22 protein-coding genes are annotated in these 26,558 nt (G+C 39.8%); 14 read left to right on the plus strand and 8 right to left on the minus strand.

Annotation, left to right across the window (positions count from 1 at the left end; translation table 11 throughout):
* The first annotated feature begins 4 nt into the window (after nt 1-4).
* The 3 genes from VOI46_RS05565 to VOI46_RS05575 are packed head-to-tail and all read left to right on the plus strand — an operon-like array spanning nt 5 to nt 1,783.
* Complete coding sequence (locus VOI46_RS05565) at nt 5-496, plus strand: RNA polymerase sigma factor (RefSeq protein WP_004585945.1); 492 nt, start codon at nt 5-7, stop codon at nt 494-496.
* Complete coding sequence (locus VOI46_RS05570; RefSeq protein WP_004585946.1) at nt 493-1,233, plus strand: hypothetical protein; 741 nt, start codon at nt 493-495, stop codon at nt 1,231-1,233. Before VOI46_RS05565 ends, VOI46_RS05570 begins: the two co-directional genes overlap by 4 nt.
* Nucleotides 1,234-1,258: 25 nt before the next feature.
* Nucleotides 1,259-1,783, plus strand: coding sequence for a hypothetical protein (locus VOI46_RS05575; protein ID WP_004585947.1), 525 nt, complete (start codon nt 1,259-1,261; stop codon nt 1,781-1,783).
* 6 nt (nt 1,784-1,789) lie between these two features.
* Here the strand turns inward: VOI46_RS05575 and VOI46_RS05580 are convergent, their stop codons facing one another.
* Nucleotides 1,790-2,674 (minus strand): DMT family transporter, encoded by an 885-nt coding sequence (locus VOI46_RS05580; RefSeq protein ID WP_004585948.1) that lies wholly within the window; start codon nt 2,672-2,674, stop codon nt 1,790-1,792.
* A 105-nt stretch (nt 2,675-2,779) separates the two neighbouring features.
* On the opposite strand from VOI46_RS05580, the gene VOI46_RS05585 reads away from it, so the two are divergent.
* Nucleotides 2,780-3,304 carry a hypothetical protein gene (locus tag VOI46_RS05585; protein WP_004585949.1) on the plus strand — a complete coding sequence of 175 codons (525 nt, stop codon included), beginning with the start codon at nt 2,780-2,782 and terminating at the stop codon, nt 3,302-3,304.
* 2 nt (nt 3,305-3,306) lie between these two features.
* On the opposite strand, the gene VOI46_RS05590 is transcribed toward VOI46_RS05585, so the two are convergent.
* Genes VOI46_RS05590 through dinG form a run of 6 tightly spaced genes read right to left on the minus strand, consistent with a single transcriptional unit; the run spans nt 3,307 to nt 8,130 of the window.
* Nucleotides 3,307-3,459 carry a YbaM family protein gene (locus tag VOI46_RS05590; protein ID WP_004585950.1) on the minus strand — a complete coding sequence of 51 codons (153 nt, stop codon included), beginning with the start codon at nt 3,457-3,459 and terminating at the stop codon, nt 3,307-3,309.
* Nucleotides 3,443-3,724 (minus strand): late competence development ComFB family protein, encoded by a 282-nt coding sequence (locus tag VOI46_RS05595; protein ID WP_004585951.1) that lies wholly within the window; start codon nt 3,722-3,724, stop codon nt 3,443-3,445. Before VOI46_RS05595 ends, VOI46_RS05590 begins: the two co-directional genes overlap by 17 nt.
* 49 nt (nt 3,725-3,773) lie before the next feature.
* Nucleotides 3,774-4,670 carry a histone deacetylase gene (locus tag VOI46_RS05600; protein ID WP_004585952.1) on the minus strand — a complete coding sequence of 299 codons (897 nt, stop codon included), beginning with the start codon at nt 4,668-4,670 and terminating at the stop codon, nt 3,774-3,776.
* Entirely contained in the window at nt 4,670-5,278 is a 609-nt protein-coding gene (locus tag VOI46_RS05605; protein WP_004585953.1) for a primosomal replication protein, read from the minus strand. The genes VOI46_RS05600 and VOI46_RS05605 overlap by 1 nt, the downstream gene beginning before the upstream one ends.
* Complete coding sequence (locus VOI46_RS05610; protein ID WP_004585954.1) at nt 5,279-6,055, minus strand: TSUP family transporter; 777 nt, start codon at nt 6,053-6,055, stop codon at nt 5,279-5,281. It abuts the gene before it with no gap.
* Entirely contained in the window at nt 6,055-8,130 is a 2,076-nt protein-coding gene (gene dinG, locus VOI46_RS05615) for an ATP-dependent DNA helicase DinG (RefSeq protein ID WP_324738182.1), read from the minus strand. The genes VOI46_RS05610 and dinG overlap by 1 nt, the downstream gene beginning before the upstream one ends.
* 232 nt (nt 8,131-8,362) lie before the next feature.
* Between dinG and VOI46_RS05620 the strand changes: the two genes are divergently transcribed.
* From VOI46_RS05620 to VOI46_RS05650, 7 genes are all read left to right on the plus strand, one after another.
* Nucleotides 8,363-10,705, plus strand: coding sequence for a DNA polymerase II (locus VOI46_RS05620; RefSeq protein WP_282337656.1), 2,343 nt, complete (start codon nt 8,363-8,365; stop codon nt 10,703-10,705).
* Nucleotides 10,706-10,867: 162 nt separating this feature from the next.
* On the plus strand, nt 10,868-12,004 hold the full coding sequence (locus VOI46_RS05625; protein ID WP_024602346.1) for an ISAs1 family transposase: 1,137 nt from the start codon (nt 10,868-10,870) through the stop codon (nt 12,002-12,004).
* Nucleotides 12,005-12,185: 181 nt separating this feature from the next.
* The gene (locus VOI46_RS05630; RefSeq protein WP_282338471.1) at nt 12,186-15,023 is read left to right on the plus strand and encodes a TonB-dependent receptor; all 2,838 of its coding nucleotides are present in this window, start codon (nt 12,186-12,188) and stop codon (nt 15,021-15,023) included.
* A 60-nt stretch (nt 15,024-15,083) separates the two neighbouring features.
* A complete protein-coding gene (locus VOI46_RS05635; RefSeq protein ID WP_282338469.1) occupies nt 15,084-16,907 on the plus strand; it encodes a putative 2OG-Fe(II) oxygenase in 1,824 nt (607 codons plus the stop codon).
* Nucleotides 16,908-16,921: 14 nt separating this feature from the next.
* A complete protein-coding gene (locus VOI46_RS05640) occupies nt 16,922-17,152 on the plus strand; it encodes a hypothetical protein (protein WP_029774020.1) in 231 nt (76 codons plus the stop codon).
* A gap of 233 nt (nt 17,153-17,385) precedes the next feature.
* The gene (locus tag VOI46_RS05645; protein ID WP_004585960.1) at nt 17,386-17,688 is read left to right on the plus strand and encodes an H-NS histone family protein; all 303 of its coding nucleotides are present in this window, start codon (nt 17,386-17,388) and stop codon (nt 17,686-17,688) included.
* 178 nt (nt 17,689-17,866) lie between these two features.
* Nucleotides 17,867-19,618, plus strand: coding sequence for a DEAD/DEAH box helicase (locus VOI46_RS05650; protein ID WP_004585961.1), 1,752 nt, complete (start codon nt 17,867-17,869; stop codon nt 19,616-19,618).
* Nucleotides 19,619-19,634: 16 nt separating this feature from the next.
* Here the strand turns inward: VOI46_RS05650 and VOI46_RS05655 are convergent, their stop codons facing one another.
* The gene (locus tag VOI46_RS05655; RefSeq protein WP_039972099.1) at nt 19,635-19,970 is read right to left on the minus strand and encodes a ribonuclease E inhibitor RraB; all 336 of its coding nucleotides are present in this window, start codon (nt 19,968-19,970) and stop codon (nt 19,635-19,637) included.
* A 213-nt stretch (nt 19,971-20,183) separates the two neighbouring features.
* Here VOI46_RS05655 and VOI46_RS05660 point away from each other — a divergent pair, with 213 nt between their 5' ends.
* Genes VOI46_RS05660 through VOI46_RS05670 form a run of 3 tightly spaced genes read left to right on the plus strand, consistent with a single transcriptional unit; the run spans nt 20,184 to nt 26,499 of the window.
* Nucleotides 20,184-21,911: an autotransporter assembly complex family protein gene (locus VOI46_RS05660; protein WP_004585963.1), complete on the plus strand. Its 1,728-nt coding sequence runs from the start codon at nt 20,184-20,186 to the stop codon at nt 21,909-21,911.
* Nucleotides 21,911-25,597 (plus strand): translocation/assembly module TamB domain-containing protein, encoded by a 3,687-nt coding sequence (locus tag VOI46_RS05665; RefSeq protein WP_004585964.1) that lies wholly within the window; start codon nt 21,911-21,913, stop codon nt 25,595-25,597. Before VOI46_RS05660 ends, VOI46_RS05665 begins: the two co-directional genes overlap by 1 nt.
* Nucleotides 25,598-25,617: 20 nt before the next feature.
* Nucleotides 25,618-26,499, plus strand: a complete 882-nt coding sequence (locus tag VOI46_RS05670) for a peptidylprolyl isomerase (RefSeq protein ID WP_004585965.1) — start codon at nt 25,618-25,620, stop codon at nt 26,497-26,499.
* Nucleotides 26,500-26,558: the final 59 nt, after the last annotated feature.

The raw sequence follows: 26,558 nt of genomic DNA on the forward strand, positions 1-26,558 counted from the left end.
ATCAATGAACGAAACATTAAAAACCTTATTGCCCATGCTTAGGCGTTTTGCCTATTCGCTAACGGGTAGTAAAGCAGATGCAGACGATGTAGTGCAAATAACAATTGAAAAACTATTAGTAAAAGGCATTCCGGATGACGTTGAGCCTGCTAAATGGGCGTTTAAAATTTGCCGCAATGTGTGGATAGACGAATACCGCTCACGCAAGGTAAGGCAAAATACGGCCCAGGCCGATGTTTTACCAGAGCCAATTACAAGTAATGAGCACCAAACACTCGAAAACAAACAAGTGCTTAAAAATGTAAATACAGCACTTGGGCAATTACCCGAAGAGCAACGCGCCATTGTATCGCTGGTGGCAGTGCAGGGCATGGCCTATAAAGAAGTAGCACATACACTCGATATACCTATAGGCAGTGTAATGAGTAAATTATCGCGAGCACGCAGTACACTTTATAATTTAATAAAACCCGACTTTAAAAAGGAGCAAGTATGAACATTAACGACGAAACACTTAGCGCCTTTTTAGACTCAGAGCTAAGCGAGCACGAAATGGAGCAAGTGCGCAAAGCCCTTGAAACCGATGATGAACTAGTAATGCGACTTGCAGAGCTAAGCGAAGTAGACATGCGAGTAAAAGAGCACGCAACAAGTATTGATGACGCACCCCTTAGTGACTCATTAGCTAAAACGGTTGCAAAGCTTGATACAGCAACGACAAAAAATACGTTAAATAGCAATGTAGTAACGTTAACGCCTTGGCAAAGGGTTAAGCAGTCGGCTAATAAAAGCTTAGCAATAGCTGCAAGCGTTGCCGTGGTATTTGGTATTGCAATGACTAGTTATTTACAACCCAATGAGTCGCAAAATTTAGTAGCCAGTAACATAGCATCAGCACTTAATACACAGCTAAGTAGTGGTGAGTATAAGCAAAGTGATGGCTCAGTATTTAGCGCGCAGCTTAGCTTTAAAAATCAGCAAGGTGAGCTTTGTAGGCAGTATGCGCTAAGCTCAAACAATACCACGCAAACAAGCATTGCTTGTAAAGCGCAAAGCGGTTGGCAAATTAAAGCGCAAACAGCCGCGCAGCAAAGTGATAATGGCGCGCAATATCAAACGGCGTCTAATAACAGTGAGTTAGATGCTGTTATAGATAGCATGATCAGCGGCGCACCACTAGATAGAGCGCAAGAGCAGCAAGCAATTAGTGCAAAGTGGCAGTTAAACCAATAATAGCTTTTATAAAACGAGGTGAATGATGAAAACATCTATTTTAATTATCAGTATTTTACTTATGGCGGGTTGCGCATCTAACCCCGACTACCGCCCAGCTAATAATGGCTCACAAGGTTATAACGAGCAAAAAATTAGTGACGATCAATACCGCGTCGAGTTTAAAAGTGTGTCAAACAACGTAGCCGATGCGGGTGACTATGCATTGTTACGCGCGGCTGAACTTACCCAAGCGCAAGGCTACGACTGGTTTGTTGTAACAAATAAAGAAACCTTTGTTGAGTCTAAATCGCAAGCGCCCGCGTCATCTATTGGTGCATCACACAGCCAGCAATATGAGCGAAACTGCGGTTTATTAACCTGCGAAACACGCGTACGCCCGAGCAATAGCGTAGGCGTACAAGTGAGCAACAATGATAAACGCAAAGAAGTACACACCCTGATTGACATTAAAATGGGCAAAGGCATTAAACCCAGCGACAACAGCTATAGCGCACAAGACTTAATTGAAAACTTAAGCAAAAAAAACGCAAAAGTAAGTGCTTTGTAAAAGCACTTAGCTTGTTTTAGCTAAGTGCTTTTTTCGTGGTAAAAAACCAGTAACCAGCATAGTACCCACAATAACAAATAATGCGCCGAGTAACGTATTTGGTCCTATTTGCTCATCTAAAATTAAATGCCCCCAAAAAATGCCAAATAGCGGAATTAAAAACGTGACCGTTAAAGCTGAGGTTGGGCCTATATCGTCAATAAGTTTAAAAAATAAAATATAAGCAAGTGCGGTACACACCACGCCAAGTGCTAATACGCCAAGCATAACGTTGGTACTAGGTACTTCGCGCATTGGCATAAAAAGTATAAGGGGCAGTACTATAAAACTGGCTGCCCACATAGAGCCGTGTGCGTTATCAAATGGGGCAAGCTTAGGGGCATTTTTTGTATAATGGGATGCAATGGCATAACACAGGGAGGCGCTTAGCGCTGCTGCAATAGCAATAAGTGACTGACTATTTAATACAAAATGATTTTGCCCAACTAAAATGGCCACGCCTATTAAACCTAACAGCAAACCTAACACCATGCTTTTAGTCGGTTTGGTTTTGCTCCAAATAATGCCCACCACCGCGCCCCATATGGGCGTTGTAGAATTTAAAATAGATAAAGTAGAGGCGCTAATCGTTTGCGCGGCATAAGCAAACAGTAAAAAGGGTAGGGCGGAGTTAAGTGCACCAATTATAAAAAAGTGCTTTGTGTGCGCAGTAAACGCCAAGCGGCGTTTTAAGTACAGCGCCACAATAAAGAGGGTGAGTGCGGCAAAGCCAACTCTAAACTCTATTAACACCGCTGGGCCTAAGCTGTTTGCTGCCATTCGCATAAATAAAAATGACGCGCCCCAAATTGCAGCCAGAAAAAATAACCGAAGTAAACTTGCTAAGCTCATGATAGTATTTTAATTATACAAATTAATTTACAGAGTAACAGGCTTTGCATTAACTGTAAGCCAGATTCGGTACTCGCATATAAAAATAATAAAAAAGGAATAGTCATGAGCCGATATTTACTGATCACAGCAATTATGGGAGTGGGTTTATTAAGTGGTTGTGGGTCTACGCCTATTAATTTATACGATGATATAACCATGAAAAAACATGAGTACAATGGCATAAAAGCGTATAAAAAAGGTGATTATAAACAAGCTTTTATGTATCTAAAAGACCCTGCAGCACTTGGGTATAAAAGCGCGCAATACACATTGTCGTTTATGTTTTTAAAAGGGCAGTACTTAACACAATCTACTAACATGGGTATGGGGTGGCTAGGCGTTGCAAAAGAGGCTGGAGTTGAAAGTTGGCAGGCGCAATACAATACCTTTTATAACGCGGCCACTTCGGCGCAACAGCAGCAAATAGACGAAACCGTTGCGTTGTACATAAGCCAATATGGTAGTAAAGCACAAAAAATGACGTGCCGTCGCTCAACAACCCCAAGACGCACGTTTGGCGAGATTAAAATTGATTGCAACAAACACGATGGCACTGTGACTAAATACGAAGTGCAAACAAAAGAGTAATGCTAAGCGGTGGCTTGTTTTTGTTCAAAGTCACTTTTTACAATTTCGAGCGCTTTTAATACATCCTCTGGAGCAACCTCGTGCTGCTCCAAAAGCATAATTAAATCTACTGCCAGTTTTATATATGTAGGGGCGTTATCAAGTGGGCTGGTCATCTAAATCTTTCTTTTTTGAAATTTGGCTAATAGCAACATCAATAGCGGTTTGTACGCGCTCTTCCATGTGAATACGTTCACTTTGTGGTAAATAAAAGGCCATATCTACATCGTATCTAATATAACGTGGCGGCAATTGATTAAGTACCGTGCAACAAAAATCGGCCATTACATCTTCACTGTAAACTTTATCTAGTTTACGTTTAATGATTTCTTCAACTACAATTTTTTCGTAAAAGTTATGTATGTCGTCGTGCAGTCGCATCGTGCTAGCGCCTTTTATAGAGTCCGTTTATTTGAGTGTATACTAAGCACTAAAATAAATCGATAGCAGCTTTAAATAGTTGTTTATGAACATTAATTAACGCATTTAAATTACGTTGATAACCGCCACCTAAAGCGCACATAAGTGGGATGTTATGGGCTTTGCAGTAGTTAACAATAAAATGATCGCGCGCATAAACCCCTTCAAGCGATACGTTAAATAACCCTAGCTCGTCTTTTTCGTAAATATCAGCCCCTGCGTTGTATAAAATAATGTCGGGGTTATGAATACGCACGCAAAATTCGAGGGCTTGTTTTAACGTTATTAAGTACTCGGTATCTGATGTGTTGGCAGGTAGGACGAAGTCGTAATCGGAGTGTTGCTTTAAGCGCGGAAAATTTTGCTCGCAGTGAATAGAGCAAGTAACTATAGCGTTATTATGTTGCGTAATTTGTGCTGTGCCATCGCCTTGGTGTACATCACAATCAAATATTAATATGGTATCGGCTTGGTTTGTATTGATTAAATGCGCGCCAGCCACAGCTAAGTCGTTAAAAATACAAAAGCCACTGCCGTAATCGCTATATGCATGATGATAGCCACCACTTAAATTAGCGCAAAAACCATGTTTTAGTGCGTATTCGCTACCTTGAATACTTGCCCCAACCGAAAGTAGCGTACGCTCTACTAATTCGCGTGAATACGGGAAACCCATTTTTTTAATTGCTTTATTACTGAGCGTGGCGTTTAAAAAATCATTTATGTAGCCTTGGCTATGGCACAGTGCAAGCTGCTCGGGCGTTGCTTTGGTTGGTGTACTAAACTGTGTAGCCCCAAAGCCCAAGCCTTCTATTTCTGCTTTTAGCATTTGGTATTTTTGAATAGGAAAACGGTGGCGCTCAGGAAGCGTTAAATCACTGTAAAGCGGGTGGTAAAAAAGCTGCATTAGCGTAATTGTTGTTTTTCGACTTGTTGAATTTTATCTTCGGTGGCCGAAATAGCTTTACGGCAGCGGCCTAAACGCGCATGCGTGGTTAAAATTTCCATATTAAGTTTTTGTGCTTGCGCTGGGCTGGCTTTTTCCATTTGTAGTTTACGCTCTTCAATCATTAACACTAAGCGTCGTTCAAACTCGTGGTTTTGTTTAAGCTCGTCGTATAGCTCGTGCGACGATTGCATTATTTTTTTTACGGCTTGCTTATAAACCGTATTTTTGGGTCTAGGTTTGTACTGGCTTTTGTTTTCTTTTGCCCAGATGGGGGTCGATTTAATAACACTAAATACAGCTTGTACTTGATTACCTATGCGCTCGAGTGCATAAGCATAAGCATGGCGATGATCACTGGGTGGTAAGCTGGTAATTTCGTCTTCAATTTCTGTTACGTAGTCAGTTAAGTTCATGCTTTTAGTACTAAATACGCCGCGGTCAAATAAACTAGGCTGCGCCTGCATATAGCGGTTTTTAGAAAACAATTTAGCTTTATCAAATTGCTCAGCTTGTTGTTTGAGCGTAGCAACTTGTTGGCGTAATTTATCTAACGCGTGTGTTTGCATTTACAGATAAGCCTCGTAAATCAGTTTTAATGCTAGCAGTATAACCATAGTGTTAAAAACAGGGCGAATAAACTTACCGCCAAAGCGAATGGCTGAGTGAGCACCAATCCAAGCACCTAACATAATAAAAAAGCCCATGATAAGGCCTAATAAAAAGTTTACATGACCAAGTGCCACAAAGGTAATAAGCGATATAAAGTTAGATACAAAGTTCATTGAACGGGCTAAACCACAGTTAAGCAGTAAGCTCATTTTATAAAATAAACTATTAGATGCGGTCCAAAAAGTACCGGCGCCTGGGCCTGCTACGCCATCAAAAAAACCTAACGCTAAGCCCTGTAACCACTGCTTTAGTTTAAGTATTGGTGTTACTTTTGGTAAATCATCGCCCTGTGTGGTGCTTAAACTACCAAACAAGCTATAACAGGCCACCATAATAATAATGATAGGCAAAAGCTTATTTAAAAATTCAATACTTAAGTGATCGACTATTAACGTACCAATCACAGCGCCTATGGCTGTAGCAAAAATGGAATCTGCCCAAAATTTAGGACTAAATAGATTTTTTTTATAATACGTGTAGCTGGCCGTTAATGAGCCAAAGCTTGCCGCAAGCTTGTTGGTGCCAAGCGTTACATGCGGTGGCAAGCCTGCGGTGAGTAGTGCAGGGACTGTTAATAAGCCACCGCCGCCGGCAATTGCATCAATAAAGCCAGCAGCAAGGGCCGCGGCACATAAAACTGCCAGTGTTGTGGGATCTAAAGCAAGTTCAAACATTAATAATCTATTTGTCTTTTAAAAGGTGGTAAGGTGTCGAGCATGGCTTTGCCGTAGCGCTTGGTAATTAAGCGTCTATCGAGAATGGTTATACGGCCTTCATCGCTCTCTTTTCGCAGCAGTCTACCACAGCTTTGTACCAATTTCTTTGCTGCATCGGGCACCGTAATAGACAAAAATGGATTACCGCCTTTACTTTGTACAAATTCGGCTTGGGCTTCTTCTATTGGTGATGTAGGTACTGCAAACGGTATTTTTGTAATTATTAAGTTTTCTAAATATTTTCCAGGTAAATCAAGGCCTTCAGAAAGGCTTTGGGTACCAAATAAAATACTCCCCTTGCCTTCATCAATATTTTTAGTATGTAATTTGAGTAAAGCTTCTCGTGACATTTCACCTTGTACTAATAAGTTAAATCCTTTTGTTCTAAGAAACTTACTTACATGGTTCATTTGCCAGTAAGAGGCAAATAACACTAAGTTGGCTTTTTTAGTGTTTAGATACTCGGGTAGTGTTTTAGCAATATGATCGCTAAATTCTTTATCTGTTGGCTCTATACTTGAGGCCGGAATGCGTAAAGTGGCTTGTTTTGGGTAGTCAAACGGAGAGGGGACTTTAATAAACTTTACCCCTTCTTCTTTAGCAAGACCGCTTTCATAGGCAAAGTGGTCAAACGAACCGAGAGCACTTAAAGTTGCCGAGCATAGTACCGCCCCTGCGCATTCATTCCATAGCTTGTCTTTTAAGTAGTAGCCAACTTCGATAGGGCAATCACTTAATAGGTGATCGTGATGGTTTTTATATTCTAAACGTTTGATCCACCTTGCGTGAGGTGTACCTTCGCCTTTATTTGCATAGCTATACCACAGCTTATTTAATTGCTCTAAGCGGTTTATATAGTGTCCGCTTTCGGCCAAAACAGGGTCGGCAACGTAGGGTTTTATATCGCCATCACTTACATCTTGAGTGAGGGTATCGTGCATTTTGTTTAAGCAACGCAGTGCATCTAGTGTGGCGTCACTTATATCTTTAGCTTTGTTGTGCAATGATTTTGGTATTTCGCCATGCTCAAAACGATATGTATCGTCTTTTGAGTATTCAAAGTCGGCATTATCAAGAATATCACGCACCACTTTTAAGTCTTTATTAGCATCGTTAATGCTATCGCACAATTTGAAATTTTGACCAATGGCCTTTTGACCTACTAATACTTTAGACATTTTGCCACTAAATTTAGTGAGCTTATCGAGCCAATCAATGGTGCCTTTAATAGTGGCCGCTGCCGATGAAAAGTCGCGGGTAATATGCGCAAGGTGGTGAGCTTCATCTATGACATAAATGGTGTTATCGGGCTCGGGTAAAATTTTACCGCCCCCTAAATCCAAATCTGCCAGTAGCAGTGAGTGGTTAATAACAAGCACATCCATTTGCATAAGCTGATTACGAGCAAGCTGAAACGGGCAGGTTTGATGGGCTTTCATTTGGCGTTGGCAAGCGTGTTTATCGCATGCGATTAAGTTCCACACTCTATCGGGTATGGTGTCGGCCCAGCTATCCCTGTCGCCTTGCCATTTTTTATTTACATAGGCATCGTAAAGACCTTTTAAGCATTTCGTTTCCATATCACTTAGCGGCGAGGTAAGTGTGGGCATAAACTCCATTTGCGTTTGGCTATCGCCATTAACAGCATTATGTAATTTATGGGCACATATATAGCGTTGCCTACCTTTTACCAGGTCAAACTTAAAGTCGAGCCCAGAGTGTTTTTTAAAAAAAGGCAGCTCTTTTGCTATTAATTGCTCTTGAAGGGCCACGGTTGCAGTAGAAATAACCAGCTTCTTTTTTTGAGCAAGGGCAAGCGGAAACGCGCCTAAACAATAAGCAAGCGATTTACCAGTCCCTGTGCCAGCCTCAATAACACATATTCGCTGCTTTTTATGGTATTCGCCAGCCAGTGTTTTTGCTATTTCGGCAACAAGGTAGTTTTGGCTACTGCGGGGGCGGTAATCAGTAAGGTTACTAGCCACATGCTGGTGTACTTGCCTAATTGTTTTTTTTAGTTGGTCAGAAAGCATGGGGAGATAAACCTAAAATATGTATATAATTACAGTGTATGGATTTTAGAGTTATAACCGTGTAACTACAAGCAAGGATGAAATTAATTTAGTAAATTAATGCGGCGATTTTTTAAGTTTATAAATTACTCCCTATTATGGCCTGTTTATATTTTGAGGTTGAACAATTTTCAATCCTTAACGTTCATGGCCTTAAAGTAGAAAAACAAAATATAAGTAAGGTTTATTGATAGTGTATTTAACATCTGGTTTTGTACTTTCTGCACAAGCGCACGATAGCGCTCAGGGTTTACAATATGAAATTTGGTTTGCTACCGATAATGGACCAATAAAGACAATTTCTGAGAATGAAACCGCACTATTTTTTATAAAAAACTCAGATGAAAAAGCAGCTCAAGCTATTTTATCTGCCGAATCACTAAACTTTTTAATTAAACCTCTTTCACTTAAAAATTTTCAGCAGCAAGATATGTGTGGCTGTTACTTTTACTCACTCAAACACTTTTATAGCGCGAGCAAAGCGTTAAAAAGTCGCGGTATTACACTTTATGAAGATGATATAAGGCCCATTGAGCGCTATTTAATGGAGCGATTTATTAAAGGCGGGGCGTGGATCACGGGTAAACGAGTGGATCATGCGCATTACACTGAAATTTTAGATGCTAAATTAAAAACCAATGGCGATTATACGCCCGTGCTTTCTAAGTTATCACTTGATATAGAGTGCAATGAAAGTGGGGTGTTGTTTTCTATTGGCTTGGTAGGCTGTGGTTTTGATTGCGTAATCATGATTGGAGAGCCTGAGCATCTCGACCCAGTGATTGGTTATACTATTATATGGTGCGCAGACGAGGTTGCACTATTACAGCAACTTGTAACACTTATTAAGCAGTGCGACCCAGATATTATTATTGGGTGGAATGTTATTGAGTTTGATTTTGCAGTTATTTATGAGCGCTCTGTGGCACTGGGGGTAAAACTATTACTAGGAAGAGGAAACCTTCCTTTATATGTTCGAAAAGGCCATTTTACACGGGTTTCTATTCCCGGGCGCTGTGTAATTGATGGCATTGATACTCTAAAAAATGCCACTTATAGTTTTGAAACTTTTTCACTTGCTAATGTAGCTAAAGAAATTTTAGGCGAGTCTAAATTAATTGAATCTAGTAATAGCTTACAAGAAATTATTCGTCAATTTAATGAAGATAAACTCTCGCTCGCTAACTACAATCGCCAAGACTGCATACTCGTTAATAAAATATTCGATAAGCTAAAACTTCTCGATTTTGCTGTTATTCGCACACAATTAACAGGCCTTGAGCTGGAAAAGCGCGGCGGCTCAGTGGCGGCTTTTGTAAACATGTATTTGCCTTTATTACATCGCAGCGGTTATGTAGCACCTAATATGGGCGACCATGGGCTGACGTTTGAAAGCCCAGGTGGTTATGTTATGGAGTCGGTACCGGGGCTGTATAAAAATGTCATCGTGCTTGATTTTAAAAGCCTGTACCCCAGTATTATGCAAACCTTTTATATAGACCCGCTTGGACTAATAGAAGGAATTGAAAACCCTGAAAACAGTATTGAAGGGTTTAATAATGCATTATTTTCAAGAGAGCAGCACCATTTACCAGCGCTTATAAAAAGCCTAGCGCTACAGCGCCAACGGGCAAAAGATAATCACGATTTAATGCTATCTCAAGCGATTAAAATAATAATGAACAGTTTATATGGTGTATTAGGCTCACAAGGCTGTCGTTTTTATGACCCTCGACTCTCAAGCTCTATTACTTTGCGTGGTCATGAGATAATGCTGCAAACTAAAAAGTGGATTGAAGAGCAAGGTTATAGTGTTATTTACGGAGATACCGATTCGACCTTTGTAAAATTAACGGATGATTTAAGTGTTGAGGCGTGTAATAAAATAGGTAAACAGTTAGCTAAACACATAAACACATTGTGGCAGCAAAACATACACGCTAAACATAATTTAACTAGCCATTTAGAAATAGAGTTTGAATCGCTTTATAGCCCTTTCTTTTTACCCACCATAAGAGGTAAAAGCGTGGGGTCTAAAAAACGCTATGTGGGGCAGTTAATAAAGCCGGATGAATCAAAATTGGTTTTTAAAGGCTTAGAAACCGTAAGAAGTGACTGGACTAAACTGGCTCAACAGTTTCAATTTGATTTATTTACCCTCCTTTTTAAGCAACCAGAGCAAATTAATGACCTTGTAAATGATTACATTAGTAAACTTTTACGTGGCGAATTTGATCATTTGCTGGTTTTTAAAAAACGTTTAGGTCAAAACTTAACCGACTATCAAAAAAATATCCCTCCCCATGTACAAGCAGTAAAAAAGTTTCAGAAACAAAATAGTGAATTTACGCTAAAAAGAGGTGAATTTGTTACATTTGTTTACACAACGCACGGTGTTGAGCTGTATCAAGGGCTGCATAGCTACGACTACCCATTGTATATAGACAAACAAATTGTACCTCTATTAGAAATGATTACGCAATTTGTTAACGTTAACGTAAATAGTTTCGAGCTAAAACAGTTCGAACTATTCTAACTTGTACCTATTAATGCAATTTTTGATTGCATAATCCACGCTTTAGCTTTATTTTTGTACAGTTATTCCTCATCTAAGCCACGGCAAGATCATTATAAATTGAACTTATAGAATATGTAGTGATCAGATCAAGGCATAATAATCACCTTGGTCACGTAAAATATGAGCGCTACTTTTCTGAAACACTTTAATTCAATTACCGATCCTCGCATTGAACGCTGTAAAAAGCATGAGCTTATCGATATTCTCCTTTTAGCCATTAGTGCAGTAATCTCCGGTGCACAAGGATGGGAGGATATTGAAGACTTTGGGCATCTAAAACTTGATTGGTTAAAAAGATATGGCGCTTTCAACGCGGGTATTCCAAGACACGACACCATAGCCCGTGTCATTTGTCGGTTAAAATCAGATGAAATAGAGCATGCATTTCAATCTTGGATATCTTCACTTATTGAAACCACGGGTGCTGATATTATTGCTATGGATGGAAAAACTGCACGTCGTTCATTTACAACCAAAGATAGAAAAAGTGCTTTACATACCGTCAGTGCATGGAGCTGCCAACACCAGTTAGTTTTAGGGCAAACAGCCGTTGATAGCAAAACAAATGAAATCACAGCCATACCTGAGTTACTCACCATGCTAGATATTGAAAATAGCATCATTACACTTGATGCTATGGGCTGCCAGCAAGAAATAGCGAAACAAATAATTAAACAAAAAGCTGATTATATCCTAGCGCTCAAAGGTAACCATTCAGGTATGCAGAGTGAATTAGAAGCTTGGTGGCACAAGAGTGAGCGCGAAGGATTGACCAATAGCAACTATGATAAACATACCGAAATAAGCTCAGGGCATGGGCGCATTGAAACAAGGGTTTGTCAGCAATTGCTTATTGATAAAAGCTGGTTAGATAAAATCTACCAATGGTCTGGCTTAAAGAGTGTTATTCAAGTAACCGCTGAGGTTCACGATAAATCATCAGGTACAGACACGATAGAAACGCGTTGGTATATTAGTTCGTTAGCGTTAGGTGCGGAGCAAGCTCTTAATGCGGTACGAAGCCACTGGCAGGTTGAAAGTATGCATTGGATGTTGGATATGAACTTTAGGGAAGATGAATCAAGAATCCGTAAGAAGCAAGGACCCCTTGTTTTTAACGTAATGAGAAAAATAGCCATGGCGTTATTTAAACAAGATACAACTAAAACAGCCAGTATGGCGAGAAAAAAGAAAATGGCAGGGCTAGACGATGATTATCGCTCAACCCTGTTAGAATCTGGGATTAAAATGCGCTAGCCGTGTCATCTAAGCTAAAAAACAATAAAAAACCCTTTTTTAATTAATATTTGGTTAACAGTAGTTGGCTTTTAGATATTTTTTGTTTAGTATTTGGTTTAGTCGCTGTTAACAAACTGTGACAACAAAAAATAATTAAATAATAGTCGCTTCTAACAAGTGGTGACCCAGGGAGAATCAAATGTTAAATAATAAAGTTTCAAAGGCAGTTCGCTTAGCGATTGCATTTGGTACGGCATCTACAGCTGTATTTTCAGCAAGTTCAATTGCTGCTGAAGAGGGAGTTGAAAAGGTAGAGCGTATAGAGGTTACCGGTTCACGAATTAAACGTGCAGATCTTGAAAGCGCTTCTCCAGTGAGCATTATTACTACTGAAGATATGAAAGTTCAGGGTATTTCAAATATTTCCGATGCGTTACAAAACCTTACCGCTCAGTCGGGCGGATTAACTGCTGCTGTAAATAATGGCGGTAATGGTAATGCAACTGTTAACTTAAGAGGTATGGGTTCATCACGTACATTGGTACTTGTTAATGGACGCCGTATGATTGCCTCAGGTACTGGTGCATCTTCTACCGTGGATCTTAATGCCATTCCTTTTAGCGCTGTAAAACGCATAGAAGTTTTAAAAGACGGTGCATCGGCTGTTTACGGCTCTGATGCTCTTGCTGGTGTGGTTAATATTATCATGCGCGATGACTTTGAAGGCTTTGAGCTAGATGCCAGCTATGCAGAGACAGGTGAAGGTGACGGTGAAGAAGCTAGCTTAAGTAGCACCTTTGGTGTGAGCAGTGATAAAGGTAATGTTGTTGTAAACGTTGGTTTTTACGACCGTGGTACTGTACGTGCCAGCGACCGAGATTATTCAGCATGTCCATACGCTGAAAGTGGCGGTGAGCGTTTTTGTGCCGGTTCTGGTAACTCTTTAGGTATGAATGCAATCTTAGATGATGGTAGAAGAGTTCAGTTTGAGCCTGGCGGTAACGGTTCATCAACTGATACTGGCTATCACACATATGTGGGTAGTGGCGAAGGCAACGATACCTATAACTACTCTTCTGCTTCATACTTATCTACGCCTGCAACTCGTTATAATGTGAGCGTGTTAGGTAATTATGAATTAGCAGATAACTTAAACTTTTTTGCAGAAGCGTACTATACAAACCGTACCTCAACGCAACAAATGGCACCAGCACCTATCAACTACACATACAGTGTAGATGGTCGTAGTTGGGTATTAAGTCAAAATCCAGAAGTTTACCCATTCTCAGGCTTGTATGATTTTGCAACTCCTGGCGACAATGTAGACATGTTACCACTGCGTCGTATGTCAGAAATGGGTGGCCGTGTATTTGAGCAAGAAGTAAATACAGCACAATTTACAACTGGTTTAGAGGGCTTTATCGCTGATCAATACGCTTGGAATGTGTTCTATACATATGGTCGAAATAGCGCTATTGACCGTTCTAAAAACTACATCAACGTAGACAAAATGATAGCGTCAGTAAATGAAAACTGTGAAGGTGTCTCGGTTACAGGTTCGCCTAGTGACTACACGGTTACAGGCAACGATGCATCTGCTCCATGTATTAACTACTTCGGTGAAGGCGCGCTTTCACAGTCAGATGCCGATTACTTGCGTTACACCGATCAGGGTACTTCAGGTACAGAAATGCACCACTTAGGCGCTTCAATTTCGGGTGATTTATTTGAAATGCCTTCTGGTGTTGTTGGCTTTGCATTTGGTCTAGAGCACCGTGAAGAATCAGCATTTAATCAACCAGATGCATTCTCTTCATCAGGTATCGGTTCAGGTAATGCTGTACAGCCAACTTCTGGTGGCTATAAAGTTGACGAAGCATATGTAGAGCTTGTTGTTCCACTATTGAATGATTTACCACTGGTTCAGTCTTTAGATTTAGAAGCTGCGCTTCGCTACTTTGACTACGATACATTTGGATCAGATACTACTTATAAGTTAGGTCTAACTTGGCGTATGACAGACGAAGTTATGCTTCGCTCTGTATTATCAACAGCATTTCGCGCACCAAGTGTAAGTGAGCTTTACGGTGGTCAGTCAGATAGCTTCACCAATTATACAGACCCTTGTACTGGTTTTGGTGGTGCTGGCTTTGATTCTAGATACCAAACAGCCTGTGCTTCTGATGCAGCAGCCGGCCTAATTCCTTCAGATGGTACGTTTGCACAAAACAGTGGTCAACTTCGTGCGGTTGTTGGCGGTAACCCAGACCTAGGTCCTGAAACTGCTGATACATTTACAGTTGGTCTTGTTGTTGAGCCAATTGAAGGGCTAAGCTTTACTGTTGATTACTACGATATTGAAGTAGATAACGTAATAAGCTCTGTTGGTATTACGACTAAGCTAGATAAATGTTATAGCGCGGGTGAAGAAGGTGGACAAGGTGGTTCTTTTGCACTTTGTGAAGGTGTTGTACGTGATGCAACGGGTAACTTTGATGGTACTCCATCACTTGATCAAAACCTTTCTACTTGGAACCTATCGGGCGTAGATTTCAACGCTCAATATAGCTTTGACGCTGCTGGCTTAGCGTGGAGAGCTGATTGGGAAGCTTCTTACATCTCTAAATGGGAAGTACAAGAGTTTGCTGGTGAGCCTATTCAAGATTACGTAGGTGTTGCATCAAGTGGTTCTGGCTCAATTCCTGAGTGGAAACATAATGTAAGCTTACGCGCAGCCGGTGATGATTGGACTGTTTCATACAAAGTGATGTACGTAGATTCGCTTGTTACAGAATCAGTTGCATTATTTGATGGAGACCCTGCGGATTACTATTCACCAGAAGCTGACTCGTTTGTATCACATACACTAAGTGGTACTTACCAACTTAACGAGCATGTTTCGTTACGTGGTGGTATAGATAACCTAACAGATGAAGAGCCTCCATATTACAGCGATTATGATGATGCCAATACAGATACTACGTTGTATAAGTACATCGGTCGTAACTTCTTTGTAGGTACAACTATTTCATTCTAAGCATAAGCTTTAATGCTAAGGCCGGTATATTATCGGCCTTTTTATTATTTAAGAGAACATATGCAAAGCCAAGGCATGTCATTTCAAGATGTAAGCAACTTAATCCTTAAGGAAATTAATAATAATAATTTCCTTAAGGCATTAAAAATTGCTAATTCGATTAAAAGTAATGAATCGAGTATTGTAGCGCACCTTCATCACTTAAAATCTATAGCATACCAAAAGAAAAAAGATTATATATTATGTTTAGCCGAGATTGAAAAAGGCATTAAACTAAGTCCACGTCATTTTCATTTAAATGTAAATAAAGCAAAATTATATAACTTGTTGGATGAACCTGATAAGTCAATAAAACAATATTTAAATGTATTGACTATATATAGTGACGATATAGAAACACTTTATAACATCTCTGTTTTATACTTTAAAAAGAATGAATTTACTAAAGCAAAAGAATACATTGATAAAGCATTTACACTATCCCCTCAAAATGCAGTTATTCTCAGTGCAAAAATAAAAACAGACTTAAAGCTTGAGAAGTTTACTGAGGTCGATAGGCTCACAGATGATTATATTCGCAATTTTGGTGCTGATGCTAGTATTCTCAATAGTAAAGGGTTGGCTTTAAAAGCTTTATGCTTTTGGGATAAAGCAATTATAACTTTTGAGCAAAGCTTAAAATTAAGCCCAGGTTTAGTTGAAGCTAAGAAAAATATGGCCAGCTGCTATCACTTAGCCGGGAAGTTTAAAAAAGCCAAAGCAATATATACAGAACTAACAACTATCAACCCGCTAGATTTAGACAGTCATCATTGGCTAAACCAAATGCTATGGGAAACTGCAGACTCTGGTTTTTTATCCTCATATAACCATGCTTTAAAAATAACTGGAAAAAATACTGCACTGGAAGCTGAGCTTGCACAAAAGCTTTATACATCGGGTAAGCAAACTGAGGCTTACAAAATAGCAAAGCAAATACTCTCTCAAAGCAATTGCCCACAAAAAGCGTTTTCTATAGTGGGTGATTACGAACGTGAAAACAGCTTATTTGATGAATCTTTAAAGACCCATTTAGCTGCCAGTAATAGGTTTAAGAATAATCACGCGTACATAGAATTAGCCAAAAGCTATATTGCGATAGATAAACCAGATCACGCATTGAACATTATAAATAAGTTATTAAATCAAGACGAATATAACCAAGAGTACTTGTGTATTAAAAATACAGCATTGAGATTACTAAAAAGCGAGCTGTACTCATATTACTGCAATTATGATTTATTTGTTATGCAGGAGAAAATAGCAACACCTTCTGGCTTTGCTTCTATAGATGATTTTTTAACTGAGCTTAAAGGTACGTTAAAACAGTATCATTATTATCAAAACCATCCTTTAGAGCAATCTTTAGTTAATGGTTCTCAAACCGCAGAAAAGTTATTTGATTATCAACTGCCGATACTAAAAATACTAAAGCAGGAGCTATACGAGTTAACGTCATGCTTTTTATCAAGGCTTCCAAAAGATAATCAACACGCTTTTTTAAAAAGAAATGTTGGTGATTTTAAAGTGACTGATTCATGGTCGGTAATTCTGAAAGGTAAAGGTTTTCATAAAAATCATTATCACAGCCAAGGTTGGATGAGTTCACCATTTTATGTATCTATACCCACGCTGATATCTGAATCAACCAACCAAGAAGGGTGGTTAAAGCTAGGTGAGCCAGGATTTAATATGAACACTAAGCTTTTACCTGAGACAACATTAAAACCAGAGGAAGGCAAACTTATTCAATTTCCATCCTATTTTTGGCATGGGACTAATACCCTAAATAGTGAAATGGAACGAGTAACAATTGCTTATGACATACTCCCTCAACACACTTAAATTAAGGATAAACAATGAAACATCTTTGTACCGTATTATTAGTAATTTTAGCTTCAGGTTGCACTAGTGCAGCAGCGCTTAAGGCCAGTGAAAGCGATGGCAAAATATGTAAACTCGAAAAAACCACAGGTAGCAACATTGCAACAAGAGTGTGTAGAACACCTGAACAAATTGCTTACCAAGAAAAATTAAGCCAAGAGGCAATGAGAGAGATGACCCGTGGTAGTGTAAAAATTGATAAATAGACTTTAACTTTATAAGTTTATTAACCTCTATTAAAAAATTAATAGAGGTTAAATATTTTTTATTTGATATTAAAGTCCATTACTATACTTATTCCATGCTGATTTCTCATGCTAAAGTATTTGCTTTTATACCTTTTACTATGGAGTAAAATTGCTCATGGTAAAAATATATTGTTGGGTTTATACTTGCTTTGAAACTAAAAAGTTAACTCCAACAAGCAAGAGAGATATAAATGAAAGAAGTTCGATCTTTTATTAAAACAGCATCATTAACTGAGCTAGAAAAAGCACAACAATTAATCACTGATGCGATTGCAAAATATACTGAGCAGCTACAAGCTAAACAGGAAGTGTTGGATCTTTTAAAAGAAAAAGGACTTACGTTAGAAGATTTACAAGACGGTACTGCAGATAAACGTACTAAAGTAAAAGCTAAGTATCGTATTGAAGTAGATGGCGAAGTGATTGAATGGACCGGTCGTGGTCGTCGCCCTAAAGCGTTTGAAGGTGTTGATTTACAAAAGCACCTAGCTTAATAAAGTAACAGAGAAGCCACGGCTTCTCTTTTTAATGGCGTATAACTTAATAACTAAACCTTAGGCTAAGGCTTACGCTTTGTACGCTAGGTTTAATTGGCCAAAACTTACCTTAAACTCCCCGCAGTCGCTTAGTATTTGTTAAACTGCATTTCTGGTTATTCTATTTACTATTTTCATGAGCTATAAATTAAGGCCGTATCAGCAAGAGGCCGTAGAGCGCACCGTTTTACATTTTCGAAAAACAAATGATCCTGCCGTGATTGTACTGCCTACCGGTGCGGGTAAAAGCCTTGTTATTGCAGAGCTTGCGCGTATTGCTAAGCAAAAAATTTTGGTGCTTGCACATGTTAAAGAGTTGGTAGAACAAAACGCACAAAAATATAAAAGTTTTGGTTTAGAAGCGAGTATATTTTCAGCAGGGTTAAAAGAAAAATCACTCAACCACCAAGTTACCTTTGCCAGTGTTCAGTCTTTATCGCGTAATTTAAATAAATTAAATGAGCATTATTCTTTGCTTATTATTGATGAGTGCCACAGAGTAAATGGTGATAAAAAAAGCCAATATGGAAAGGTTATAAATACGCTCAAAGAATATAATCCTCAGTTAAAAGTATTGGGTTTAACAGCCACACCTTATAGATTAGGAATGGGGTGGATATACCATCATCATTACCATGGTTTTGTAAAAGGTAATAAAGAAAGTCCGTTTAAAAACTGTATATTTGAATTACCGCTCAGGTATATGATCAAACATAATTACTTAACGCCGCCAAATGAAGTGGACGCGGCAATTAGTCATTATGATTTTTCGTCCTTGGCTACTAATGCGTTTGGTCAATATACGACTGATGACATGAATGCGCTTTTAAAAAATAGCGAGCGCGCAACGCAAGCTATACTGAAGCAGGTAATACAATACAGTGAAACCCGCCAAGGCGTGATGATATTTGCGGCAACGGTGATGCACGCGCAAGAAATTTTAACTTATTTACCCGCAGAGCAAAGTGCCCTTATAACTGGCGATACCCCAAATGCAGAACGCGATAAATTAATAAATCAATTTAAACAAAAAAACATAAAATACCTCGTTAATATTTCTGTTTTAACCACCGGATTTGATGCGCCGCATGTCGATTTTATCGCTATTTTACGTCCCACCGAATCGGTTAGCTTATACCAGCAAATTGTTGGCCGTGGGCTTAGGCTAAATGAAGGAAAAACAGACTGCTTAGTTATAGATTACGCAGGCAACGGCTTTGATTTATTTCACCCTGAGGTGGGCGATAAAAAAGGTGATAGCGATAATGAGCCCGTTCAAGTGCTTTGCCCTGGGTGTGGGTTTGCAAATATTTTTTGGGGAAAAACCGATTCTGATGGCAAAGTAGTTGAGCATTTTGGCAGGCGCTGCCAAGGTTTATTAGAAGATGACGAAGGCCATAAAGAGCAATGCGATTATCGGTTTAGGTTTAAAGAGTGCGAACAATGCGGCGCTCAAAACGATATAGCAGCTCGTAAATGCCATGATTGCGGCGCAGTAATGGCCGACCCCGACGACAAGCTACGTAACGCCCTTAATTTAAAAGATGCGTTAGTACTGCGCTGTAGTGGGTTATCAGTGGTAAAACTTAAAGATGATTTAATTAAAATAACCTACTTTGATGAAGATGGTGCAAGTTGCGATGAGGTCTATAACCTTGCTAGTAAAGGCGGGCAGTATATTTTTAATAAACAGTTTGGTAAACGCCTAGGGCAGGGGCAAGCGCCTGTTGAATTTAAAAGTGCTGAGCAGGTTATTAAGGCACAGTTTGATTTAGTGCCCCCCGATTTTGTTATCGCGCGTAAAAGTAAAAAGTATGGCTGGAAGGTATCTGATAAATTATTTGATTACACTGGCAACTTTAGAAAAGCTAATCAGTTAAGCGGTTAAGCTTAACTGATTTTTGTTAAGCGGCGTCTTCGTCCATTAAACCCCAGCCATCGCCATAGCCATTGTAACTGTTAGCAATACTTTCAAGGTATTGCTCTGCTTGGCCAAGCAATGTGTGCTCTGGCACCATTTGTACATGAGTAATCACTTCCCACACGCCAGTGTCTTTACATTTTTCAACGTTTGCGCTTTGTACTAATGCATCAGAGATTATTTCTTTGGAAAATTTTTCAGCATCAGCTTGTTGTTCAAATAAAATGAAAAAATCGATTTGGTGCATTTTGCTTAAATCAACGCCAGCAGCGGCTATTTCGGCTAAAAGTTGGCCGTTATCATCATCAGGGAATTGCATTAAAAACTCATTTAAAATTAATTTTGTATTCGTAGCCACTATTGTAACCAAAATATTGCTTTAAAGCGTATTAATTTTAATTTTATAGGCTTTAAAAGGGAGTGTAATTTGGTGCAAGATTACCATTAAGTTAATGTGTTGCTCATTATGGCTATGGTAGTATGCAACTCATTGGTGGTTAAATTTTAAAGAATAAAAAGTAAGGATATTTACTTGTTCAAACAGTTATTACGTTTTGTGTTTTTTTTAGCTTTTTTTATAAGCACTCAAGCCAGCGCTGAGCAAAGGGTAATTGAAGATTACGAAATTAAAGGGATTAGTGGCGAGTTAGAAAGTAACGTTGAGCTATATTTAAAACAACTGGTTGGCGAAAAACCCACCAGAACCTTGCGCCGCTATGCCAAAAAGCAAGTGCAAAGCAGTATTAAAGCGCTGGGGTATTACAACCCAACGGTAGACATTGAGTTTGATAAAGACGATAAAGAGCTTATCGTTAAAGTAGAGCGCGGCCCTGCAACGCGCATAGAAGCTATTAATATAACGCTTAATGGTGAGGGTAAAAACGACTCGCAATTACAAAACGTTATTAAAAACTTAAATTTAACCCAGGGCGATATTCTTAATCATGGCAGGTACGACTCAGCTCATAAAAAAATAGAGTCAATGTTATTAGAGCTAGGCTATTTTGATGCTAAATGGCCAGCCCGAAAGCTTGCGGTATCAGTGCAAAAAAACAGTGCCGTTATTACATTTAATATAGATACCGGCGTGCGCTACACGTATGGCAATATAATCATTGCCAGCGAAACCCCCGCAGAAAAATACATTCGTTCACTGGCACCTTTTACCCAAGGGCAAGCTTATAAAGCCACACAAATTGCCGATTATAACCTTGAGCTCTCAAGCACACCGTATTTTGCAAGCGTGCGTATTTATGCCGATATACCAGCAAGAGCCAACGGACAAGTGCCTATAAATATTGATGTGCTACACAAACCTGCTAATAGCTACGAAGTAGGCGGTGGCTTTAATACCGAGCTGGGCCCGAAAGTGCGTTTTAAATGGAGTAAACCCTGGATCACAGAAGATGGGCATTACCTCGAAAGTAATTTAAATGTAGCTGAGAAACAGCAAGATATTTCTATGGCGTACACCATTCCGGTAGATGACCCTAACGACGATTTATGGCGTTTATCAGTGGGTTACAAGTTAGAAGATGAACTTGCCGATGACATATACAGTGAAATACTGACCGGCCAACTGCAGCGCCAATGGTTAACTGAAGATAAATGGGTACGCACGGCCTTTTTACGTCGAGACCAAGAAACATATCGCATTGGTGATGAACCAGAAGAAAGCACCGAAATGCTTATGCCCGGTATTAGCTATGCCCGTAAAAAGTCAAAAGGAGGCACAACGCCTTATTGGGGTGAGCAGTGGCTAATTTCGGCTGAGTTTGGTTTAGATGATGTACTTTCAACCACAAACTTAGTGCGGGTGCAGCTGCAGCATGCGTGGCTGCGAACCTATTTAGATAAACACTTAGTTTTTTTAAAAGCAAACGTGGGCGCCATGCTGGTCGATAATATTGAAAACGTACCTTACTCGCTGCGCTTTTATGCCGGTGGTGACCAAAGTGTACGTGGTTTTGCTTATCAGTCTATTTCTCCTGAAGATGAAGACGGTGATTTAATTGGTGGTAAATACTTACTAACCAGTACTATTGAATACAATTACCAATTTGCACAAAATTGGCGCGCAGCTTTATTTGTTGATGGCGGTACTGCCACAAATGACTTTTCGGACGACTTTGAAGTGGGCGCAGGCTTTGGCTTTCGTTATTTAACACCCATTGGCCCCGTAAAAGTAGACCATGCATGGGGGCTTACTAAAGAAAGTAAAAGCACACGTTTAAGCATTACCATAGGGCCAGAAATTTAATGTCAGTATTTAAAAAAATATCCGCCGCCGTCATCGGCGTTTTAATCACGCTTGCCGTTATTATATTTTGTTTGTTATTTACTGCGCCCGGTAATCAATTTATTGCTTATAGTGCAAATAAAATGGTGGACGGCTTACATATCGAGATTAAAAAAGGGCGCTTCTTATATAACAACCCGTTTAATGTGAGCTTTAAAAACCAAAGTACAGATTTTAAAGCGCAGCAGCTTAAAATAGATTTATTTTGGTGGCAGTGCGATGGCCTATGTATTGAAAATGTAAGTGCGCGGTCAATCAAACTTGCCCTTGGCAATGCACCCGAAGCCACACAACAGAGCACCTCAGAGCCATTAACTAAAATTACGTTTCCCTTTAATATTGCCGTTAAAAATGTAGCAATAAACGAATTTGTATTAAATCATCCCAGTGCTGATGTAACTGTAAATAACTTCACCCTTGCAGCGAAAGCTGAAGATGCAACCTTAGCAATAAAAAGCCTAACTATTAGTGATGTATTGGTAAAGCTTAAAGAGCAACCCGCCTCATCTAATCAACAAGCAACGGCTAATCAAGGCCAGGCGCTAACAACGCTACCTGCGTTACCAGATATAGAATTTACATCGCCCCTTAATTTACGGGTAGAGCAGTTTGACGTTAAAAAGGTGGATATTGAGCAAGGTGAGCAAACTCACACAATCGAAAATATAGCGCTTGTATTAAATGTAGAAGATGAAAAAGTTAACTTACAAACGCTTAGCGCGCAGTACCAACAATGGCAATTAAATACAGAGTTAACTAGTGAGCTTGCAGGTAATTTACCATTAAACGCTAAAGTAGCGTTAAACAGCGACTTGCACCAAGCGAATTTAGCGTTAAGTGGTGACCTATCTGATTTAAATATAAATTTACATACGATTGGTCAGTACCCATTAAATCTAACGGCAACGGCTAATCTAAAACAAAAAAATTATCCGTTTGAACTTACTGGTAAAGTTGAGCAATGGTTGATTGACGCTCAAAGTAACGAGCTAAAAGTAAATAATGTTGATTTATCAGCCTCGGGTAATGCGGATGATTACACGCTAAGTTTAAAAGCGCATAGCCAATTAGGTGCCTATCCAGCGGTAGTATTAAACACGCAATTAAACGGCTCGCTTAGCCAAGCGCAGTTAAGTACCTTAAGCCTAAAAGCAAATGACAGTAGTGCAACATTTAAAGGTAATGTTAATTGGCAAAAGGGCATACAAGCCGATTTCACCGGTTCGTTAAATAGCTTAAAAGCACAATACTTAACAGATGCGCTTACAAGTAATATTTCTGGCCAGCTAGAAGGGCGCTTTAACAGCGAAGGGCAAAACTGGCACTTGCAAATGGATAATACACAACTTGCAGGTACACTGAACCAAACACCGCTTGAATTTGCCTCAAACTTTACACTTAACAATACGCTAAAAGCCAACATAGACAGCCTGTATTTAAGTAGCGGGGCCAATAAATTAACCTTGAGCGGGCAAGTTGACGACACCTGGCAGGTTGACGGAAAAGTAACATTGACAGGAAATGAGCAAACTAATCTGCCATTCGTTGCAAACGGTAAGGCCGATTTAAAAGTTAGAGGACCCCGTTTAACCCCCGCCGTTGATTTATCGTTATTACTCGATAACTTTATTTATAACGACATAAACGTTAATAAACTCACCCTTAAAGGCCAGCTCGATACAGCCGCAGATTGGCAAACCGATGTGAGCTTAAACGTAGGCTCAGCAATGGTTGCTGATCAGGTAATTAATAGTGTTGAGCTAACTGCCACTGGCGATAAAACCGACCATCAGCTGGTTGCCGCCATAGATGCAGAGCAAGGCGCTGCTGAGCTTGAAGTAACCGGTAAGCTCAATAATGACGTGTGGAATGGCTCGCTCAGTAATATAACGCTAAGTGACAAAAAGCTCAGCTTTAGTAATAGTAAAAAAATTGCGGTGATGTTTAATACCCAAACCAGCGATTTTGATGTGAGTGCGCATTGCTGGCGCTCAAACAAAAGTGAGCTATGTATTAATACCCTTGCGCAAACTAAAAACTTGGGCCAATTTAATGCTACGTTGAGCAAATTAGCGCTTGAAGAGCTTAAACACTTTTTACCAGATAACATGCGTACGCGTGGCGATATAAGCGGCGACTTTGCTGCAAATTGGAACGAGGGCGCTTTAAAAACACTTCGCGCTAATTTAAATGCGCACGACCTTGTTGCTGTTCTTACCTCTGAGGAAGACCGGTTTAGATTACCCATCGAAACGCTAAAAGTCAGTGCCTACACTGATTCTCAAACGGGTAAGCTAGAGGCCGATTTACGTTCAAGTGTGCTAGGTAAAATAGCCACCGAAATTAATATTGATGATATTCAAAATCAGCAAACATTAAACGGTCACCTTAATATAGATAAAATATTGCTATCAGACTTACATCCATTTCTCGAAACCCTTGAGCAATTAAAAGGCGATATAACAGGTAACGTGGCAGTAGCCGGCACTTTGCAAGACCCTTTATTAAATGGTGAGTTAAATGTCAGTGATATCAATTTAGAAGGTGAGCAGTTGCCGGTGGTATTGCAAAAATCTAATGTAAATATTTTATTTGATAAAACCACCGCCACAATTAAAGGTAATTTAAACGACACCCAAGGCGGTAAAATCAACCTAACCGGCGACGTAGATTGGCAAGGCGCCCAGCCTGAGGTAAATGTAAGCGTTAACGGCGAGCAGTTTTTTGTACGCGCGCAGCAAGGCGTTACGTTTAAAGTATCGCCTGATTTAACCATTGGACTTGCAAATAATGCATTAAAGCTGTTTGGCGAAGTGATTGTGCCTTATGGCAGGGTAATGATTGAAGAGCTGCCAGAGGGCGCCGTTCAAGTGAGTGACGATGAGATTATTGTTGATCAACAAACTGAAACGGCAGAAAACGTGCCGTTTGATTACGATGTAAATTTAAAAGTGATTGTTAAAAACGATGTAAAAATAGAATCGTTTGGTCTTGAGTCGAAAATAGCGGGCGATTTAGCCATCAAAATGAGCCAAGGTGCCCCTATAATTGCCACCGGCGAGCTAAATTTAATCGATGGTACGTATTTAGCTTTTGGCCAAGATTTAATTATTAGTACTGGGCAAATAGGCTTTAGTGGCTCAATTGAGCAACCATTTTTAAATATTAAAGCCATCCGTAATCCAGACACCACAGCAAACGATGTTGTGGCTGGTGTTACGCTTACTGGTAACGTTGAGCAACCTACCTTAAAAGTATTTTCTGAGCCGGCAATGGATCAAGCACAAGCGCTGGCCTATTTACTCAATGGGCAACCGCTAGGCGAGGGCGACAGTTCAAGCGATGCCATTCTTACTCAGTTATTGCTCTCACAAGGGGTGAGCCGTAGTGAAGGCGTTGTATCTAAAGTTGGCGAAACCATTGGTTTATCTGATGTAAGCTTAAGTTCAACGGGCTCTGGCGATAACACTAAGCTTGAAATATCGGGCTATGTAGCGCCTAGCTTACAAGTTAAATACAGCGTAGGGGTATTTGACTCGCTCAGCGAGGTCGCTATTCGCTATCAGCTGCTTTCGCAGTTTTATGTAGAGATCACCAGTGGTTTAAATCAAAATGTTGATTTACTCTATAAGTTTGATTGGGACTAAATAGGCAGTATAAGGATTATATGAAAGGACTATATTTAGCAGCACTAATAACAGGGTTAACTGGCTGCGCCCAATACACAGAGCAACACGCGGGCACTCAACAAACCCCAACCCGTAGCGCAAGCGAGGTAATAAAGCATGCTAAAGCGCACGAATGGCGAAATGTAGACAGGCAAAATGTTTTAAAAATTACGCTGCCTACAGGGGCGGCTTATGTTGAGCTTAACCCACAGCTTGCAGCTAAACATACTGCGCACATAAAACAACTTGCGCGAGAAGGCTTTTATAAAAATACCCGTGTTTATCGTTTTGTTGAAGGGTTTGTGGCACAAGGAGGCGACAGCTCAGGCAATAAAGCAATTAAAACGGCTAATAAAACTGTGCCTGCAGAGTTTTACCATAGCACCGCACAGCCGCTTAAAATTACAGAGCTACAAGGCGATGGTTACGCGCCTGTAACGGGGTTTTTAAACGGTTTTGCTGTCGCACAAAACGCCTCTAATACACAAACTTGGCAGGTACATTGCCACGGTGTGTTTGCCATGGCGCGTGGCAATGAGATAAACAGTGCAAGCACTGAATTTTTTGTCACCATTGGCCAAGGTCCGCGCTACCTTGATAAAAATATTACCGTATTTGGAAGAGTGCTTGAAGGTATGCAGCACTTTAATCGTTTACAGCGTAAGCCTGTTGCTAATACGCCATTTAACCCAATTACAAACATTGAGGTATTAGCCGATATTAAGCGTGATAAAAGCACCTTTAATGTTATGAAAACAGACTCGCAATCATTTAGAGAATTGATTGAGGCGCGAAAAAATCGTACCGAACCTTGGTTTGTATACGCCCATAATTATATTGATGTGTGCGCAATGCCTATTCCGACTAAGCGCATTGACTAGCTTATAACGGGTATAAAAAAGGAGCTTAAGCTCCTTTTTTATGGTGATATTTAAGTCGA

The sequence above is a fragment of the Pseudoalteromonas sp. CuT4-3 genome (assembly GCF_035666335.1).
Classification (GTDB): Bacteria; Pseudomonadota; Gammaproteobacteria; order Enterobacterales; family Alteromonadaceae; genus Pseudoalteromonas; species Pseudoalteromonas atlantica.

Coding starts and splice junctions, on each gene's coding strand:
- VOI46_RS05605 (WP_004585953.1), bottom strand. CDS start 5,278: ATGCAAACACACGCGTTAGATAAATTACGCCAACAAGTTGCTACGCTC.
- VOI46_RS05575 (WP_004585947.1), top strand. CDS start 1,259: ATGAAAACATCTATTTTAATTATCAGTATTTTACTTATGGCGGGTTGC.
- VOI46_RS05625 (WP_024602346.1), top strand. CDS start 10,868: ATGAGCGCTACTTTTCTGAAACACTTTAATTCAATTACCGATCCTCGC.
- dinG (WP_324738182.1), bottom strand. CDS start 8,130: ATGCTTTCTGACCAACTAAAAAAAACAATTAGGCAAGTACACCAGCAT.
- VOI46_RS05650 (WP_004585961.1), top strand. CDS start 17,867: ATGAGCTATAAATTAAGGCCGTATCAGCAAGAGGCCGTAGAGCGCACC.
- VOI46_RS05670 (WP_004585965.1), top strand. CDS start 25,618: ATGAAAGGACTATATTTAGCAGCACTAATAACAGGGTTAACTGGCTGC.
- VOI46_RS05590 (WP_004585950.1), bottom strand. CDS start 3,459: ATGACCAGCCCACTTGATAACGCCCCTACATATATAAAACTGGCAGTA.
- VOI46_RS05645 (WP_004585960.1), top strand. CDS start 17,386: ATGAAAGAAGTTCGATCTTTTATTAAAACAGCATCATTAACTGAGCTA.
- VOI46_RS05610 (WP_004585954.1), bottom strand. CDS start 6,055: ATGTTTGAACTTGCTTTAGATCCCACAACACTGGCAGTTTTATGTGCC.
- VOI46_RS05665 (WP_004585964.1), top strand. CDS start 21,911: ATGTCAGTATTTAAAAAAATATCCGCCGCCGTCATCGGCGTTTTAATC.
- VOI46_RS05565 (WP_004585945.1), top strand. CDS start 5: ATGAACGAAACATTAAAAACCTTATTGCCCATGCTTAGGCGTTTTGCC.
- VOI46_RS05635 (WP_282338469.1), top strand. CDS start 15,084: ATGCAAAGCCAAGGCATGTCATTTCAAGATGTAAGCAACTTAATCCTT.
- VOI46_RS05640 (WP_029774020.1), top strand. CDS start 16,922: ATGAAACATCTTTGTACCGTATTATTAGTAATTTTAGCTTCAGGTTGC.
- VOI46_RS05580 (WP_004585948.1), bottom strand. CDS start 2,674: ATGAGCTTAGCAAGTTTACTTCGGTTATTTTTTCTGGCTGCAATTTGG.
- VOI46_RS05630 (WP_282338471.1), top strand. CDS start 12,186: ATGTTAAATAATAAAGTTTCAAAGGCAGTTCGCTTAGCGATTGCATTT.
- VOI46_RS05585 (WP_004585949.1), top strand. CDS start 2,780: ATGAGCCGATATTTACTGATCACAGCAATTATGGGAGTGGGTTTATTA.
- VOI46_RS05600 (WP_004585952.1), bottom strand. CDS start 4,670: ATGCAGCTTTTTTACCACCCGCTTTACAGTGATTTAACGCTTCCTGAG.
- VOI46_RS05570 (WP_004585946.1), top strand. CDS start 493: ATGAACATTAACGACGAAACACTTAGCGCCTTTTTAGACTCAGAGCTA.
- VOI46_RS05655 (WP_039972099.1), bottom strand. CDS start 19,970: ATGCAATTCCCTGATGATGATAACGGCCAACTTTTAGCCGAAATAGCC.
- VOI46_RS05595 (WP_004585951.1), bottom strand. CDS start 3,724: ATGCGACTGCACGACGACATACATAACTTTTACGAAAAAATTGTAGTT.